Source organism: Pseudoalteromonas sp. Isolate3 (assembly GCF_022398505.1).
Lineage (GTDB): Bacteria > Pseudomonadota > Gammaproteobacteria > Enterobacterales > Alteromonadaceae > Pseudoalteromonas > Pseudoalteromonas apostichopi.
Genome location: NZ_JAKEVN010000003.1, coordinates 18,768 through 34,158, shown reverse-complemented (window position 1 = coordinate 34,158; position 15,391 = coordinate 18,768). Strand labels below are relative to the sequence as shown.

The window sequence follows — 15,391 nt, the reverse complement described above, 5'->3', positions numbered from 1 at the left end:
TAAATCTCCTTAATAGCTACCGTGGGTGTTGTTTTCAATTTCATTGATGGTTACTTTGCGCCACATTTTCACATAACACCATGTCGTGTAAATAAGAATAAGTGGTACAAAAATAACGGCAGCGAAAAACATCACGTTTAATGTCATATGGCTCGAAACTGCATCCCACATAGTTAGACTAATATTTGGGTTATTGCTCGAAGGCATAACGAACGGGAACATTGACATACCCGCAGTCAATATCACACCTGCTAGCATTAAGCTTGAAGCGATAAGTGCCATCGCTGGTTTTTGTAATTTAGATAACACAATTGCCAGTGCAGCCATGATAAAAGCAAGAGCAGGGAACAGCATTGTTAATGGCATTTTTGTATAGTTATCAAGCCATGCACCAGGTGCCTGAGTTACTGTTTTAGCCAATGGATTTGCAAAGCCTTGTGTATCGCCCATGCTAACGATTTTATAACCGTCAATTTGAGATACCCACACACCTGCTAAGGCAAATAATACAATAAACGCCATAAGTGCATATTGGCCATATTGTGCTGAACGTTTTGCTACTTCTGCATCAGTTCGAAGTTGCAACCACATACCCGCATGACCAACTAGCATAAGTACACTAACGAGACCAACGACGATGGCAAACGGGTTCAATAACGCAAAGAATGAACCTTGGTAGCTAACACGTAGTAGATCATCGATATGATAAGGCACACCTTGTAATAGGTTACCAAAGGCAACCCCAAATACGAGTGCTGGAATAAAGCTACCTGCAAACAGGCCCCAATCCCAGTTATTACGCCAGCGTGGTGAATCTATTTTTGAGCGGTAATCAAAACCAAGCGGTCTGAAAAATAGCGCAAATAACACCAGCATCATTGCAAAGTAAAAGCCAGAGAATGCGGCTGCATACACCATAGGCCAAGCAGCAAAGAGGGCACCACCTGCGGTGATGAACCATACTTGGTTTCCATCCCAGTGAGCACCAATGGTGTTAATTACTGTACGGCGTTCAACATCAGTTTTACCAACCAGACGAAGCAAAATTGCCACGCCCATATCCATACCATCGGTCACTGCAAAGCCAATCAGTAATACACCAATTAACAGCCACCAAATTAGTTTTAGTGTTTCGTAATCAAAAATCATGACTGAGCTCCTTCGCTTACAAGTGAATCCGCTTTGGCAAGTTCATGGTGATATTTACCGGTATGAAGCGAGCTTGGACCTTGTTTAACAAAGCGCAGCATCAACCAGCCTTCAACTGCAGCTAGACCTGTATAGAATACTAAGAAACCAGTAATACTAATCAATAAGTCATTCACCGTCAGCGACGAGGTTGCCAAGAAGGTCGGTAGAATTTCTGAAATTGCCCAAGGTTGGCGACCGTATTCTGCAACAATCCAGCCAAACTCAATGGCAATCCAAGGAAGTGGAATACTCCATACTGCAGCCCAGAGTAACCAACGCTTTTGCTCAATAATACGGTGTGCATTGTAATAAAACGCCAGAACAAATACGCCAAGCATAATGACACCACAGCCAACCATGATTCTAAATGACCAGAACATAGGGCCAACTTGAGGGATTGAGTCTTTCACTGCTTTTTGAATATGTTCTTCTGTTGCATCTACCACGTTAGGTGTGTAGCGCTTAAGTAACAAACCATAGCCAAGATCAGCTTTTAAAGTATCGAATTTAGCAATGTTTTCAGGGGTGTCTTCACCACCACGAAGCTTCTCTAGGTATTCGTATGCAATCATGCCATTACGAATACGCTCTTCATGCTGTGCTTCGAGGTCTTTAATGCCTGTTACTTGCTCATCAATTGAGCGCGTTGCAATGATACCTAGCGCATATGGAATTTTAACAGCAGCGTGGGTTACTTGCTCTTCAGAGTCAGGAATACCTACCAGTGTGAATGCAGCAGGGGCTTCTTCGGTGTGCCACTCAGCTTCAATGGTAGCGAGTTTTACTTTTTGCACCTCGCCAACTTCGTAGCCAGATTCATCACCAAGTAAAATAACACAAAGAATAGACGCTAAACCAAAACCTGAAGCGACCGAGAACGAGCGTTTTGCAAAAGCAAGGTCGCGACCTTTTAAGATGTACCAGCTACTAATACCAAGTACGAACATAGATGCTGCAACATAGCCTGCTGATACGGTATGAATAAACTTAACTTGTGCGACTGGGTTAAATACCAATTCAGCAAAGCTGGTCATTTCCATACGCATGGTTTGGTAATTAAATTCAGCACCTACCGGGTTCTGCATCCAACCATTTGCTACTAAAATCCATAGCGCAGATAAGTTAGTACCTAATGCCATCAAGAAGGTTGCAGCAAGATGCTGGCGTCGTGTCAGTCGTTCCCAGCCTAAAAAGAACATACCCACAAAAGTTGATTCTAAGAAGAAAGCCATTAAGCCTTCAATCGCCAGTGGTGCACCAAAAATATCGCCCACATAGTGAGAGTAATAAGACCAATTGGTACCGAACTCAAACTCCATGGTAAGGCCTGTGGCAACACCAATCGCAAAGTTAATACCAAATAACTTACCCCAGAACTTAGTCATATCACGATAAATTTCTCGACCAGTCATCACGTAAACGGATTCCATGATCACCAAAATCCACGTCATACCTAAGGTAAGTGGGACAAATAGGAAGTGAAATAGGGCAGTGATTGCAAATTGCAATCGCGATAGATCCACAAATGTTTCATCTATCATTGTTAAGCTCCTTGTTAGCGGGTGCGGTAGACACGACAAATTATCGGTTATAAAGTTTCAGTAATTATTGAAACTTTGCAAATAGTAAACCTGTATTCATTTTAGTCAATAGGAAAATATGAAATAAAGATGAATTAATTATGTTCATCTTTTCTACAGATTAGAGATAAAACTCTAAAATTTCAAATATTTAATCGTTATAAAAAGCCTGTTAGCTATGGCTTATTTTATTCTTTTTCATATATTTTTTTAGCAAGCGGCAATAAACTTGCGCGATTCGCGCTTAACGCTTAAGAAGCTCAATCATTGAGCAAGTAAGCATGCTAATTTCGATTTCTAGTATTTATTAACTCTGTGACATTTATCCGACTGCTAAAACACGGTAAACTCATTTTTATTAGTGCCAAAAGTTGCGAATTATCAACGAATGAAAGAACATACAAAGCCGTTACGTATTGCCTTGGTGGCAGGTGAGTTATCTGGTGATATTTTAGGTGAAGGGCTAATAAAAGCACTTAAACGCCGTTTTCCGGATGCCATATTTGAAGGGATTGCGGGCCCGCGTATGCAAGCGGCTGGCTGTAAAACATTATTCGATATGGATGAATTATCGGTAATGGGTTTAGTTGAGGTACTTGGCCGGTTACCTCGCTTACTTAAAATACGCAAACAATTGGTGCAACATTTTATCGACAATCCACCGGATGTATTTATTGGTATTGATGCGCCTGACTTTAATTTACGTGTTGAAAAACCGCTAAAAGAAGCAGGCATTAAAACAGTACAATATGTTAGTCCATCAGTGTGGGCGTGGCGTGAAAAACGTATTCATAAAATCAGTGCAGCCACAAATTTAGTGTTGGCATTATTACCGTTTGAAAAAGCCTTTTACGATAAACACGGTGTACCATGTACTTTTGTTGGGCACACGCTTGCCGATGATATTGCACTTGAGCATGACCAAACCGAGGCTCGTAACAAACTTGGTTTAGCACAAACAGATAAAGTGCTAGCGTTATTACCGGGTAGCCGTGGTTCTGAAGTGGGGCTTTTAAGCGAAACCTACATCGAAACGGCATCTAAACTACAAGCACAAAATCCTGATCTTAAAATTGTGGTGCCATTAGTTAATGAGAAACGAAAAGCACAGTTTTGTGAAATTTTAGAAAAAACAGCTCCTGAGCTAAAACTGCAATTATTGGATGGTCAGTCAAACCTTGCAATGCAAGCAGCGGATGCCATTTTACTTGCCTCAGGAACCGCAACACTTGAAGGCATGTTGTATAAAAAGCCGATGGTCGTGGGCTACAAAATTAAGCCTATGAGTTATTGGATATTCAAAACATTATTCACTTTTAACATTAAATATTTCTCGTTGCCTAACTTATTAGCCAATGAAGAACTAGTACCAGAATACCTACAAGCAGAGTGTAATGTTGATAACTTATCAGCTGCGCTAACACCTATGTTGAATACGGATAACAGTGAACTAAAAGCGCGCTTTTTAGCCATCCATAAAGACATAAGATTAAATGCCAATGAACAAGCTGCAGCAGCAGTCGCGGAGTTACTAAATGCAAATTGAACGACCGAATGTTAATTATATTGCTGGTGTAGATGAAGTTGGCCGTGGTCCATTGGTCGGTGATGTTGTTACCGCTGCGGTGATACTCGACCCAAATAAGCCTATTGCAGGTTTAACCGATTCTAAAAAGTTATCAGACAAAAAACGTCAATTATTGGCTGCAGAAATAAAAGAAAAAGCGCTGTGTTATGCCATTGGTCGCTGTAGCCCAAGTGAAATTGACGAATTAAATATATTGCACGCCACTATGCTAGCAATGAGTCGCGCAGTTGAAGGCTTAAGTGTTAAACCTGAGTTTGTTTTTATTGATGGCAACCGTGTGCCAAGCCAACTGACAGTTCCAGCACAGGCGGTAGTAAAAGGCGATAGCTTGGTCGAAGAGATTTCAGCTGCTTCTATTTTAGCTAAAGTTGCCCGTGATGATGAAATGATTGAGCTTGATAAGCGTTATCCTGATTATGGCTTTGCAGGCCACAAAGGCTATCCGACTAAAGCGCACTTTGCGGCACTCGAACAATACGGTGCAATTGCAGAACATCGTAAAAGCTTTAAACCTGTTCAGCGCATTTTGGCGTTAAAAGGAGAGCAACTGTAATGCCAGCGCCGCAATTTGTTCACTTACGTGTTCACTCAGATTTCTCAATGGTGGATGGTCTAGCTAAAACTAAGCCGATTGTAGCTAAAGCAGAAGAGCTGCAAATGCCTGCATTGGCTATTACCGATCAGATGAACTTATGTGGTTTGGTGCGTTTTTATGGTGCTGCCCATGGTGCCGGTATTAAGCCAATTGTCGGCGCTGATTTTTGGTTAAGAAGCCCTGAATTTGAAGACGAACCTAGTCGTATTACCATCTTAGCGAAAGATAACGAAGGCTATAAAAACCTTACTTTATTGATCTCTAAAGCATATCAGCGCGGACATTTATTTCATCGCCCTGTGGTTGACCGTGAATGGCTGGTGGAGCACAAAAATGGCCTAATCTTATTATCTGGTGCGAAAGATGGTGACTTAGGTAAAGCCCTATTAAAAGGTAACCCTGGGCTCATTGAATCGGTAGTTAGCTTTTATAAGCAGCATTTTAGCGATCATTATTACATTGAGCTTATTCGTACTGAGCGTGCTTTAGAAGAAGACTATTTACACCTAGCTGTTGAGCTTGCCGCAAAAGAGCAGTTACCCGTGGTGGCAACTAACGAAGTAGTGTTTTTAAAACCAGAAAACTTTGAAGCCCACGAAATCCGAGTTGCAATCCATGACGGTTACACATTAGAAGATAAACGTAGACCAAAACGCTTTTCTGAGCAGCAATATCTTAAAACAGCGGAGCAAATGGCTGAGCTATTTAGCGATATTCCAGAAGCGTTAGAAAACACCGTTGAAATTGCCAAGCGCTGTAATGTGACCGTGCAGCTAGGGACTTACTTCTTACCAGATTATCCAACTGGATCGCTGAAAATTGACGACTTCTTGGTAAAGGTTTCTGAAGATGGTCTTGAAGAGCGTTTACAGTTTTTATTCCCCGATGAGCAAGAGCGTAAAGAAAAACGTGTTGAGTATGATGAGCGTCTAAAAATAGAGCTCGAGGTAATCAACCAAATGGGGTTCCCTGGTTACTTCTTGATCGTAATGGAGTTCATCCAGTGGAGTAAAGATAACAATATTCCGGTAGGACCAGGGCGTGGTTCTGGTGCGGGTTCGCTAGTTGCTTATGCACTAAAGATTACCGACCTTGATCCGTTAGAATTTGACTTACTATTCGAACGTTTCTTGAACCCTGAGCGTATCTCAATGCCCGACTTTGACGTCGACTTCTGTATGGACCGACGCGATGAGGTAATCGATCACGTAGCGGCGCTTTATGGTCGTGACGCGGTATCTCAGATCATCACTTTTGGTACCATGGCCGCAAAAGCGGTTATTCGGGACGTAGGCCGTGTATTAGGTCACCCTTACGGCTTTGTTGATCGTATTTCGAAATTAGTACCGGGCGATCCGGGTATGACCTTAGCTAAAGCCTTTGATGTTGAGCCACGTTTACAAGAAGCCTACGACGGTGATGAAGAGGTAAAAGAACTTATCGATATGTGTCGCATCCTTGAAGGGTGTACACGTAATGCCGGTAAACACGCTGGTGGTGTTGTAATATCTCCAACTACTATCACTGACTTTGCGGCCCTTTATTGTGATGATGAAGGTAAATTCCCAGTAACGCAATTTGATAAAAACGATGTTGAGACGGCAGGTTTAGTTAAGTTCGACTTCTTAGGTCTAAGAACGTTAACTATCTTGCAGTGGGCGCTTGATATGACTAATGAGCGCTTAGCCCGAGAGGGGAAAGAGCCGGTTGATATCAACGCTATTCCTCTTGATGATAAGCCAAGTATTGAGTTACTGCTACGCGCCGAAACCACCGCGGTATTCCAGCTAGAATCTCGTGGTATGAAAGATTTGATTCGCCGTCTGAAACCCGACTGTTTCGAAGATATGATCGCACTGGTAGCACTATTCCGCCCAGGTCCATTGCAATCAGGCATGGTAGATAACTTTATCGACCGTAAGCATGGTCGAGAAGAAATATCCTACCCAGATGTTCAATGGCAACATGAAAGTCTGCAGCCAATATTAGAGCCAACCTACGGTATCATTCTATACCAAGAACAAGTAATGCAGATTGCGCAGGTTCTAGCAGGTTATACGCTAGGTGGCGCTGATATGTTGCGTCGTGCTATGGGTAAGAAAAAGCCAGAGGAGATGGCAAAGCAACGTTCAACCTTCGAAGAAGGAGCTGTTAATAACGGAGTTGACGGCGAACTTGCAATGAAAATCTTCGACTTGGTAGAGAAGTTCGCAGGTTATGGTTTTAACAAATCTCACTCAGCTGCTTATGCCTTAGTATCGTACCAAACACTGTGGATGAAAACCCACTACCCAGCAGAGTTTATGGCTGCGGTAATGTCGGCGGATATGGATAACACCGATAAAATTGTTACCTTGGTAGATGAATGTGAAAACATGAAACTGACCTTGCTTCCACCAGATGTAAATGCCGGTGAGTACAAGTTTACGGTTAATCTACAAGGTGAAATTGTCTACGGTATCGGTGCGATTAAAGGGGTCGGTGAGGCGCCTGTTGAAGCTATTTTAGAAGCTCGTAGCGAAGGTGGTCCGTTTAAAGACTTATTTGATTTTTGTGCCCGTGTTGACTTAAAGCGTTTAAATAAGCGTGTTGTTGAAAAGCTTATTTATGCCGGAGCACTCGATCAACTCGGCCCAGATAAAACACAGCCTGGTCGTGCTACCTTATTGGCTAGTTTAAAAGATGCAATGCGAGCAGCCGATCAGCATCATAAGGCTGAGTCACTAGGGCAGGCAGATTTATTTGGTTTACTTGCGACAGAGCCAGATGAAGTTGAACAAGCATTCATTAAAGCAACTGATTTAACCGACAATGAGTGGCTTGATGGTGAGAAAGAAACCTTAGGCCTGTATTTAACTGGCCACCCAATTAATCAGTATCGTAAAGAGTTAAAACACTATACAACGGGAAGACTAGTCGATTTACAGCCAACTAATCGCGATGTGCAGTCCACAGCTGCAGGCTTAGTGATTTCTGCCCGAACCCTGATAAACAAAAAGGGAAATCGTTGGGGTCTTGTAACTTTAGATGACAAGAGTGCCCGTATTGATGTACGCTTATTCCCAGAACAGTTTGAAATGTACCAAGATTTGCTGCAAGTAAACAATATCTTGGTAATATCAGGACAGGTCAGCTTTGATAACTTCTCCGGTGGCATTACAATGACCGCTAGAGACATATGCACCATCGCTGAGGCGCGAGAAAAACGTATAAAAGCGATTAAAATGACCTTAAATATGGTGCAGATCGAGGCGAACTTCTTCGATAATTTACAAAAAGTACTGGAACCTTATAAGTTTGGTACTTGTCCTATTAAAGTATTCTATCAACGTCCGGATGCGTTGGCTGAGATTACTTTAGGAACCGAATGGTGTGTTACGCCGAGCGATGACTTAATTCACAAGTTATCGCTTATGGCGGCGCAAGATGTAGAACTAGAATTTAATTAATTAGGTAGTTTAGAGCATGAGCCTCAATTATCTTGATTTTGAGCTTCCAATTGCAGAATTAGAAGCAAAAATTGAAGAATTACAAAATGTAAGCCGCGCTGGCGAATTAGACCTTGGATTAGAAGAGGAAGTCAGTCGATTAAAAGAGAAAAGTGCTGAAATGAAAGAGAAAATTTTCTCTGAATTAGGTGCTTGGCAGGTTTCTCAGTTAGCCCGTCATCCGTTGCGTCCTTATACTCGTGATTACATCGAGCGTATTTTCACGGAATTTGACGAACTAGCAGGCGACCGTACTTTTGCTAACGACCCAGCTATTTTAGGCGGTGTTGCACGTTTTGATGGTCAACCAGTGATGGTTATTGGCCAACAAAAAGGTCGTGATACTGCAGAAAAAATTAAACGCAACTTTGGTATGCCAAAGCCAGAAGGTTACCGTAAAGCACTACGCTTAATGGAAATGGCTGAGCGTTTCAAAATGCCAATCATGACATTCATCGACACGCCAGGTGCATACCCAGGTGTTGGTGCAGAAGAGCGTGGTCAAAGTGAAGCTATTGCTCGTAACCTTAAAGTAATGGCTGCATTAAAAGTACCAACCATCTGTACTGTGATCGGTGAAGGTGGTTCTGGTGGTGCATTAGCAATTGGTGTGGGTGACCGCGTTAACATGTTGCAATACAGCACTTACTCAGTTATTTCACCAGAAGGTTGTGCATCAATCTTATGGAAAAGCGCAGACAAGGCACCGTTAGCTGCAGAAGCAATGGGTGTAACTGCTGCACGTGTTAAAGAGCTTGATTTAATCAACAACGTAATTGATGAGCCGCTAGGTGGCGCACATCGCAATTATGATGCCATGGCTCGTAACCTTAAAAACCAACTTAAGCGTGATCTTGCTGAGTTACAGGGCCTTTCACTTGATGAAATGCTTGATCAGCGTTACAAGCGTTTAATGTCGTTTGGTTATTGCTAACACAGCAAATAAATGAAAAAAGCCGCTTTTGCGGCTTTTTTTGTTTTATAATGCCGATAACTCAGGCGCTTATATACTCATTGGTTATTAATGCAAACATCAGGTTTATATCACCATTTTTTAGCACAATTACAGCCTTTGCTGAACGCTCAGCAACGCTACTTTAGTGTCGCCTTATCAGGTGGTGTTGACTCTGTCGTGTTATTACATCTAATGAGCTTAGCTCGAAAACAGCATCCTGAACTTGAACTTGAAGCCGTGTATGTTAATCATGGTTTGAGTGAACATGCTTATGAGTGGCAAGTATTTTGTAAATCGCTATGCGAAGAGCTAGGTGTGACATTTAAAGCGTTGCAGGTTGAAATTATTGAACGCTCGCGCACTTCACTCGAAGCACAAGCGCGAGAGGCAAGATACCAAGCTCTCGATGAGCACTGTTTGGTTGGTAGTGTAATTCTGCTTGGTCAGCACTTAAATGACCAACTTGAAACTTTCTTATTACGGCTTAAACGCGGCTCTGGCTTACAGGGCTTGGCATCGATGCAACAAAAGCGATTATTAGCTTCTGGGCGAGTTTGCTTTAGGCCACTGATAGATATTACTCGTGAGCAAATAGAGCAGTTTGCCGATGAGTTTGCCATTACCCACATCACCGATGACTCAAATGTTGATGAACGCTTTGACCGTAATTTTTTACGTCATCAGGTAATGCCTACTTTAACTGAACGCTTTCAAGGCTTTGAAAAAAGTGCAGCGCGTAGTATTCGACTGTTACAGCAACAGCAATCGTTACTTGATGAGTATACCCAAAACGATCTTGCAAAATGTCAAAATAAGAATAAAGGCTTAAGTTGTGCGGCAATTGCTGATTTTAGTAAGCCCAGACAAGCTAACCTAGTGCGTGTGTGGCTTAATCAGTTTACGTATCAGTTACCTTCTGAAAATCAACTGCAGCAAATTATCGAGCAAGGCTTAACGGCAAAAGCCGATGCGCAGTTGAAAATCTGTTTGCAAAGCGGCGATGTTCGTCGTCATCAGCAATATTTGTACTTTGTGACGGAGCAAGCAATACCACAGGCAATGGATATTGCTTTGCAGAGCGTTGAACTTACAGATGGCCGCAAATTAATTGTCAAAGCGGGCAAAGGTGCTAGGAAACCTCAAAAAGATGAGCGAGTAAGGGTTGAATTTAATAAACCACAAGCGCGCATAAAGCCTTTGCATAAACCTGGCTCAAATACCTTAAAACATTGGTTTAAAGATGCCAAAGTTGCCCCTTGGCTTCGTGCGCAGACACCACTTATTTTTTATAATGATCAACTTGTGCAAGTTGTTGGCTACTTTGTTAGTGAGCAGCACAGTGTTGAAGATGGAATTATCTGGGAGACACCCTATGAGTGAACAACCACATGTAGGTTTATCGCTAGTTAATAAAGCACCACTAGGCTTTGTGTTATCTGTGTTAGTGGCTGTTATTGCTGGTTTTGCCTATACAGAACTGACTTTAAACACACTTTTTTATGCGCTAGCTGGCGGCATAGTTTGTTCAATATTGCTGCTAGGCTATTGGTCAGGTAAAGGCGGTATTTTCTTTATTTTAGGCGTGCTTACGCCATTGGCTTTAGTGATGGTATCGCCCCTTACCAACATGGCTGCCTTGCTTTACTTATTAACTGGCTTCTTTGCTGGTTTTTGGTTAGTACTACTTGGTTATAAATTTATAAACAAAAAAGCCTAGCGGGGGATGCTAGGCTTTTACTTGATTAGTAAGCTCGTGCGCAATTTCTGCCTGCTGCTTTTGCCTTATAAAGGCCTTTATCAGCACGTGCGAATACTTCATTTTCGCAGTCTTGGTTATTGGCGAGTGTATAACCAATACTAGAAGAAACACTATATTTTTTCATTAAGCTGGAATCTTCTACTAGTTTCATAATGCGTTCTGCAACCACTTTATTGGTTGTAAATTCGGGGTCATCAATTAATAACGCGAATTCGTCTCCGCCAAAGCGAAAAATTGAGTCTGTTCCACGCACGCTGCAACGCAAAACTTCAGCAAATTCTTGTAAAACATCGTCGCCAATTTTATGACCATAGGTATCGTTAACTTGTTTAAAGTTATCTAAATCAAGCAGCATTAAACTAAACGGACGATGTTGTCGGCGGCAACGCTCTAATTTTTGTGCCAAGCTGTCATTAAATTGACTACGGTTGTTTAAGCCAGTAAGTGCATCTTTAGTAGCCAAGCGTAATACGCGGGTGTACATAAGTGCGTTACGTAACGGATAAACAAGGACTGCATGAAGCATTTTTAGTTTAGCTTCAATTGCCTTGCCCATAGGAAATTGGCTAAAGTAAATTAATTGCCCTAATCGTTCACTTTCGATATCTAAATCAAAAGAGTAGGGTGTTTGACTGGTATCGCTTCCAGCACTTTGTGACACTCCGAGCGCAGATTGAAACTGTAACCCAGATAAATTGATTAATTGTTTTGCGTGCTCGGCAAAAATAGTCAAAATTTCTTCGATTGATAACGTGGTTTGTAACCTCGCGACCAAGTCTTGTGGATTATTCGTTTCATTTATTCGGTAATGCTCTGCCGAAAACGGCAGAAACTCGCCTCGCGCAGACACCCGCTGCGTCAAAATATGGACATTTTCCATGATAATTCTCCCCCCGGAGTGTTTAGATACTCATACTTAGCGAGATTTGTGCCACATTTTTAAACTGGCTGAAAAACAGATGGTTGCTATATTTAAAGGAGGGTACAGCTTTATCATCAAGTAGAAAGGAGTTTATTGCTTGCAAAATGTGCTGATTCAAGTGTTTGGCTTGCTCGTCGCTGCCGTATTATTTGTTTGGTTCTTCAAACGAATTGGTTTACCACCTATTCTTGCTTATCTTGCTACAGGCTTGTTGGCGGGTAGTCATGGTATAGGCTGGATGGCGCAAAGCCATGAAATGCATTTTGTTGCTGAGCTAGGCATTGTGTTCTTATTGTTTAGTTTAGGGCTTGAGTTTTCATTGCCGCGTTTAATGGCGATGCGCAACATTGTATTTGGCCTTGGATCCTTGCAGGTGGTGGTAACCAGTATTGTGTTTATGCTGGTTTTACTATTGTTGGAGCACAGCCTTTTAAATAGTTTTACTATTGCCAGTTTGATGGCACTGTCTTCAACGGCGGTGGTGGTTAAGTTGCTTAAAGAATCAGGAGATTTAAATCAGCGCCGCGGTCAGCTGGCAATCGGGGTGTTGCTATTTCAAGATATTGCTGTTGTTCCTCTGCTCATTGTTTATCCTTTACTAGCTCAAAGTGGCTCTGAAGAAATTGTTGGCGCACTTGCTTTTGCTCTCACCAAAGGTGCCTTGGTGTGTATTTTGTTGTTTGGTATAGGTAAGTGGATTTTACCTAAAGTGTTTAGCGAAATAGCGCTAGTAAGAACCGATGAGCTATTTATGCTAACGACCTTACTGGTTGCCTTATTTGCCGCAGGTCTAACTTACTTATTTGGCTTATCAATGGCGTTAGGGGCTTTCTTAGCTGGTATGATGTTGGGTGAAAGTCATTATCGACACCAATTAGAAGCCGATATTAGGCCTTTTCGCGATATTTTAATGGGGCTATTTTTTGTTACTGTAGGTATGCAGTTAGATGTGCTTTATGTGCTAAATAGCTGGTACTGGATCATCACCGTATTAATTGGCTTGTTACTGTTTAAAATTGCAGTGCTCGCGATTTCTGCTCAAGTGATGGGTGAACGTAAGCAAGATGCTGTATCGGCAGGTATAATGCTTTGGCAAATGGGGGAGTTCGGTTTTGTATTAATAGCGCTTGCTTCGCAGCATTTATTAATAAGCTCAGAGCAAGCTTCATTTTTAATTGCAGTTGGCGTGCTTTCAATGGCGTTAACGCCTTACCTCATTGATAAAACACCCCTTATTCTTAAAAAACTGGGTCTTTTGAGCCACACAGGTCAGTACTGGCAACAGCCTGCGACCAGCAGTCCTTTGTATCAAAATCATGTGGTGATCTGTGGCTTTTCTCGCGTAGGCCAAACTGTTGCACGTTTTTTAAAACCTGAAGCTATTGAGTATGTAGCGGTAGAAAGTAACCCTATCTTGCTGCAAGAAGCTAAAGCAGCTGGCGAGCCTGTTATATTTGGCCATGTAAATCAAAAAGATATTTTAAAATCAGCGGGTGTAGAGCGTGCAAGACTAGTGATCATTACTTTTACAGATTTTGAGCAAACTCAAATAGTTGTAGATGCCATTAAACAAATTGCGCCTGATGTTAAAATACTTGTAAGGATGCGTGATGATACAGAACTTGAAACCCTTAAAGAGCTTGGTGTTACTGAAGTTGTGCCAGAGACGCTGGAAGCAAGCTTAATGTTGGTGTCACATGTGCTTTATATGTCTGGCGTGCCGATGACGCGAATTATTCGCCGTGTTAGTAAAGAAAGGCGTAATCGCTATAAGTTTCTACATGGTTTTTTCACTGGTGATAAACTTGATGGTGAAGAGGCGAGCTCAGACAGACTTGAGTATCTGCATGTTATTGCGTTGCCTGAGCATGCTTATGCGGTAAATCAGAAAATTAGCGAGCTAAAGCTTGAGCAGCGCCGCGTGTCGGTTAGAGCACTGCGCCGACAAGACCGCGAAATTGACGCTCCTTCACCACAAACTATTTTACTGGCCGGCGATATTTTAGTGCTCCAAGGTAAACCTCGGCGAGTAGAGCGGGTAGAGCGCTTTTTACTCGATGGTATGGAGTAGCTACTCCAACTCTAAGAATTTGCGAATTTCTGGTAGTTTATTGAGACCATCTTGGTAGCCAATTTCAATTAGCTTTTGGGTATAGCGTTTCTCAAAGAGCAAGTAGCTGGTTAAACTTGATTGAGAACGCTTTTTCACACCTATCATGCGCAGTAGTAATTTGATTGCCATGGGCATATCATCATAAAACTGAGCAGCAATCGCATTGAAGTTTTGCGATGGATTGATGACGCATGTTTCGATTTGTTTTAGTTCCTGGTGCTTGTCGCGGGCAGGCAATAGGCTCAAAGTGCGATTGATACGTTGTAAGCGCTCTAAATCAGACTGTAACGTGTCTGTGAACACACTGTCGAGTAAGTGACCAGCAATATTAGAAAGACCTGGGTAATGGGGTTGATAACCCGGTGGGTGCAACTCTTTTGGCTCATCAACACCAATAATAAAGATTTTCTCAGCACCTAAATGTATTGACGGGCTAAGCGGCGAGAGTTGGTGAATAGAGCCGTCACCAAAATAGTGGTTATAAACATTTACACTTGGGAACACCATAGGAATGGCACTTGATGCCATTAAGTGCTCAACATTAATGCGGGTTGCTTGGCCTTCACGCTTTGCTCTGCGCCAAGGATTTTGTGTCAGTGACTGAAAAAACGCTACAGAGTCGCCAGTGGTATAACTTGAAGCCGTAATTGAAACTGCATCTAAATAGTTTTTATGTAGGTTTCGTTCAATACGCGATAAATCGAGTATTTCGTGCAGTAGTTTTCTAAGTGGCTTATTGTTTAATAAGCTCGCTGGTGGGTGGTTTATATGTTCAGATTGAAAGCTTGTCAGCATGTTGCGAGTAATATGCAAAAACACACTTAAAAAGTCACTTTTATATACTTGAGAAGTAGAAAAGTTCTTCCAAACCCATTCAAGTTTTTTACATGCTAAGTGAGCACAAGATGCATAACAAGCTAATGCTGCGGAATTAATTGCGCCAGCTGATGTCCCATTAATAATAGTAAAGGGCAGCGGTGCTGTTCGAGGCATGCTTTGCGTTATCGCTTTAAGTACACCGACTTGATAAGCCGCTCGTGCGCCACCACCTGTTAGTAATAAAGCGATTTTAGAGTGTTGTGTTTTTTTTAACTTACTGCTCATGGTTGCATTTAAATAGTTGTGCGTCTTTACTTTATTTATCAACTGTAAGTCTTTAAGCTAGAAGAAGCAAAGATTAGCTCAAGGCTAAATGGTTTT

General features: G+C 42.0%; 11 protein-coding genes. 7 read left to right on the top strand and 4 right to left on the bottom strand.

Annotation, left to right across the window (positions count from 1 at the left end; genetic code table 11):
• Window positions 1-9: 9 nt before the first annotated feature.
• Together cydB and L1D46_RS01450 are read right to left on the bottom strand one after the other, a co-directional pair.
• Window positions 10-1,149, bottom strand: a complete 1,140-nt coding sequence (gene cydB / locus L1D46_RS01455) for a cytochrome d ubiquinol oxidase subunit II (RefSeq protein ID WP_130051026.1) — start codon at window positions 1,147-1,149, stop codon at window positions 10-12.
• The gene (locus L1D46_RS01450; protein ID WP_130051027.1) at window positions 1,146-2,732 is read right to left on the bottom strand and encodes a cytochrome ubiquinol oxidase subunit I; all 1,587 of its coding nucleotides are present in this window, start codon (window positions 2,730-2,732) and stop codon (window positions 1,146-1,148) included. The genes cydB and L1D46_RS01450 overlap by 4 nt, the downstream gene beginning before the upstream one ends.
• Window positions 2,733-3,159: 427 nt before the next feature.
• On the opposite strand from L1D46_RS01450, the gene lpxB reads away from it, so the two are divergent.
• The 6 genes from lpxB (at window position 3,160) to L1D46_RS01420 (ending at window position 11,114) form a co-directional block, all read left to right on the top strand.
• Window positions 3,160-4,317, top strand: coding sequence for a lipid-A-disaccharide synthase (gene lpxB / locus L1D46_RS01445; RefSeq protein WP_178927204.1), 1,158 nt, complete (start codon window positions 3,160-3,162; stop codon window positions 4,315-4,317).
• Complete coding sequence (gene rnhB, locus L1D46_RS01440; RefSeq protein ID WP_130051029.1) at window positions 4,307-4,912, top strand: ribonuclease HII; 606 nt, start codon at window positions 4,307-4,309, stop codon at window positions 4,910-4,912. Before lpxB ends, rnhB begins: the two co-directional genes overlap by 11 nt.
• Complete coding sequence (gene dnaE / locus L1D46_RS01435) at window positions 4,912-8,403, top strand: DNA polymerase III subunit alpha (protein ID WP_130051030.1); 3,492 nt, start codon at window positions 4,912-4,914, stop codon at window positions 8,401-8,403. Before rnhB ends, dnaE begins: the two co-directional genes overlap by 1 nt.
• Window positions 8,404-8,419: 16 nt before the next feature.
• Entirely contained in the window at window positions 8,420-9,376 is a 957-nt protein-coding gene (accA, locus tag L1D46_RS01430) for an acetyl-CoA carboxylase carboxyl transferase subunit alpha (protein ID WP_130051031.1), read from the top strand.
• Window positions 9,377-9,466: 90 nt separating this feature from the next.
• On the top strand, window positions 9,467-10,777 hold the full coding sequence (gene tilS / locus L1D46_RS01425) for a tRNA lysidine(34) synthetase TilS (RefSeq protein ID WP_239976614.1): 1,311 nt from the start codon (window positions 9,467-9,469) through the stop codon (window positions 10,775-10,777).
• Complete coding sequence (locus L1D46_RS01420; RefSeq protein WP_130051033.1) at window positions 10,770-11,114, top strand: hypothetical protein; 345 nt, start codon at window positions 10,770-10,772, stop codon at window positions 11,112-11,114. Before tilS ends, L1D46_RS01420 begins: the two co-directional genes overlap by 8 nt.
• 25 nt (window positions 11,115-11,139) lie before the next feature.
• Here the strand turns inward: L1D46_RS01420 and L1D46_RS01415 are convergent, their stop codons facing one another.
• On the bottom strand, window positions 11,140-12,036 hold the full coding sequence (locus L1D46_RS01415; protein WP_167658368.1) for a GGDEF domain-containing protein: 897 nt from the start codon (window positions 12,034-12,036) through the stop codon (window positions 11,140-11,142).
• Between the two features lie 139 nt (window positions 12,037-12,175).
• Here L1D46_RS01415 and L1D46_RS01410 point away from each other — a divergent pair, with 139 nt between their 5' ends.
• Window positions 12,176-14,149 carry a monovalent cation:proton antiporter family protein gene (locus L1D46_RS01410; protein ID WP_167658367.1) on the top strand — a complete coding sequence of 658 codons (1,974 nt, stop codon included), beginning with the start codon at window positions 12,176-12,178 and terminating at the stop codon, window positions 14,147-14,149.
• On the opposite strand, the gene L1D46_RS01405 is transcribed toward L1D46_RS01410, so the two are convergent.
• Window positions 14,150-15,295, bottom strand: coding sequence for a patatin-like phospholipase family protein (locus L1D46_RS01405; protein WP_130051036.1), 1,146 nt, complete (start codon window positions 15,293-15,295; stop codon window positions 14,150-14,152).
• Window positions 15,296-15,391 lie beyond the last annotated feature (96 nt).

Bases quoted from the DNA above. Each gene is read 5' to 3' on its own strand.
- L1D46_RS01405 (WP_130051036.1), bottom strand. From the start codon at position 15,295: ATGAGCAGTAAGTTAAAAAAAACACAACACTCTAAAATCGCTTTATTA.
- accA (WP_130051031.1), top strand. From the start codon at position 8,420: ATGAGCCTCAATTATCTTGATTTTGAGCTTCCAATTGCAGAATTAGAA.
- cydB (WP_130051026.1), bottom strand. From the start codon at position 1,149: ATGATTTTTGATTACGAAACACTAAAACTAATTTGGTGGCTGTTAATT.
- L1D46_RS01420 (WP_130051033.1), top strand. From the start codon at position 10,770: ATGAGTGAACAACCACATGTAGGTTTATCGCTAGTTAATAAAGCACCA.
- tilS (WP_239976614.1), top strand. From the start codon at position 9,467: ATGCAAACATCAGGTTTATATCACCATTTTTTAGCACAATTACAGCCT.
- L1D46_RS01450 (WP_130051027.1), bottom strand. From the start codon at position 2,732: ATGATAGATGAAACATTTGTGGATCTATCGCGATTGCAATTTGCAATC.
- lpxB (WP_178927204.1), top strand. From the start codon at position 3,160: ATGAAAGAACATACAAAGCCGTTACGTATTGCCTTGGTGGCAGGTGAG.
- L1D46_RS01415 (WP_167658368.1), bottom strand. From the start codon at position 12,036: ATGGAAAATGTCCATATTTTGACGCAGCGGGTGTCTGCGCGAGGCGAG.
- rnhB (WP_130051029.1), top strand. From the start codon at position 4,307: ATGCAAATTGAACGACCGAATGTTAATTATATTGCTGGTGTAGATGAA.
- dnaE (WP_130051030.1), top strand. From the start codon at position 4,912: ATGCCAGCGCCGCAATTTGTTCACTTACGTGTTCACTCAGATTTCTCA.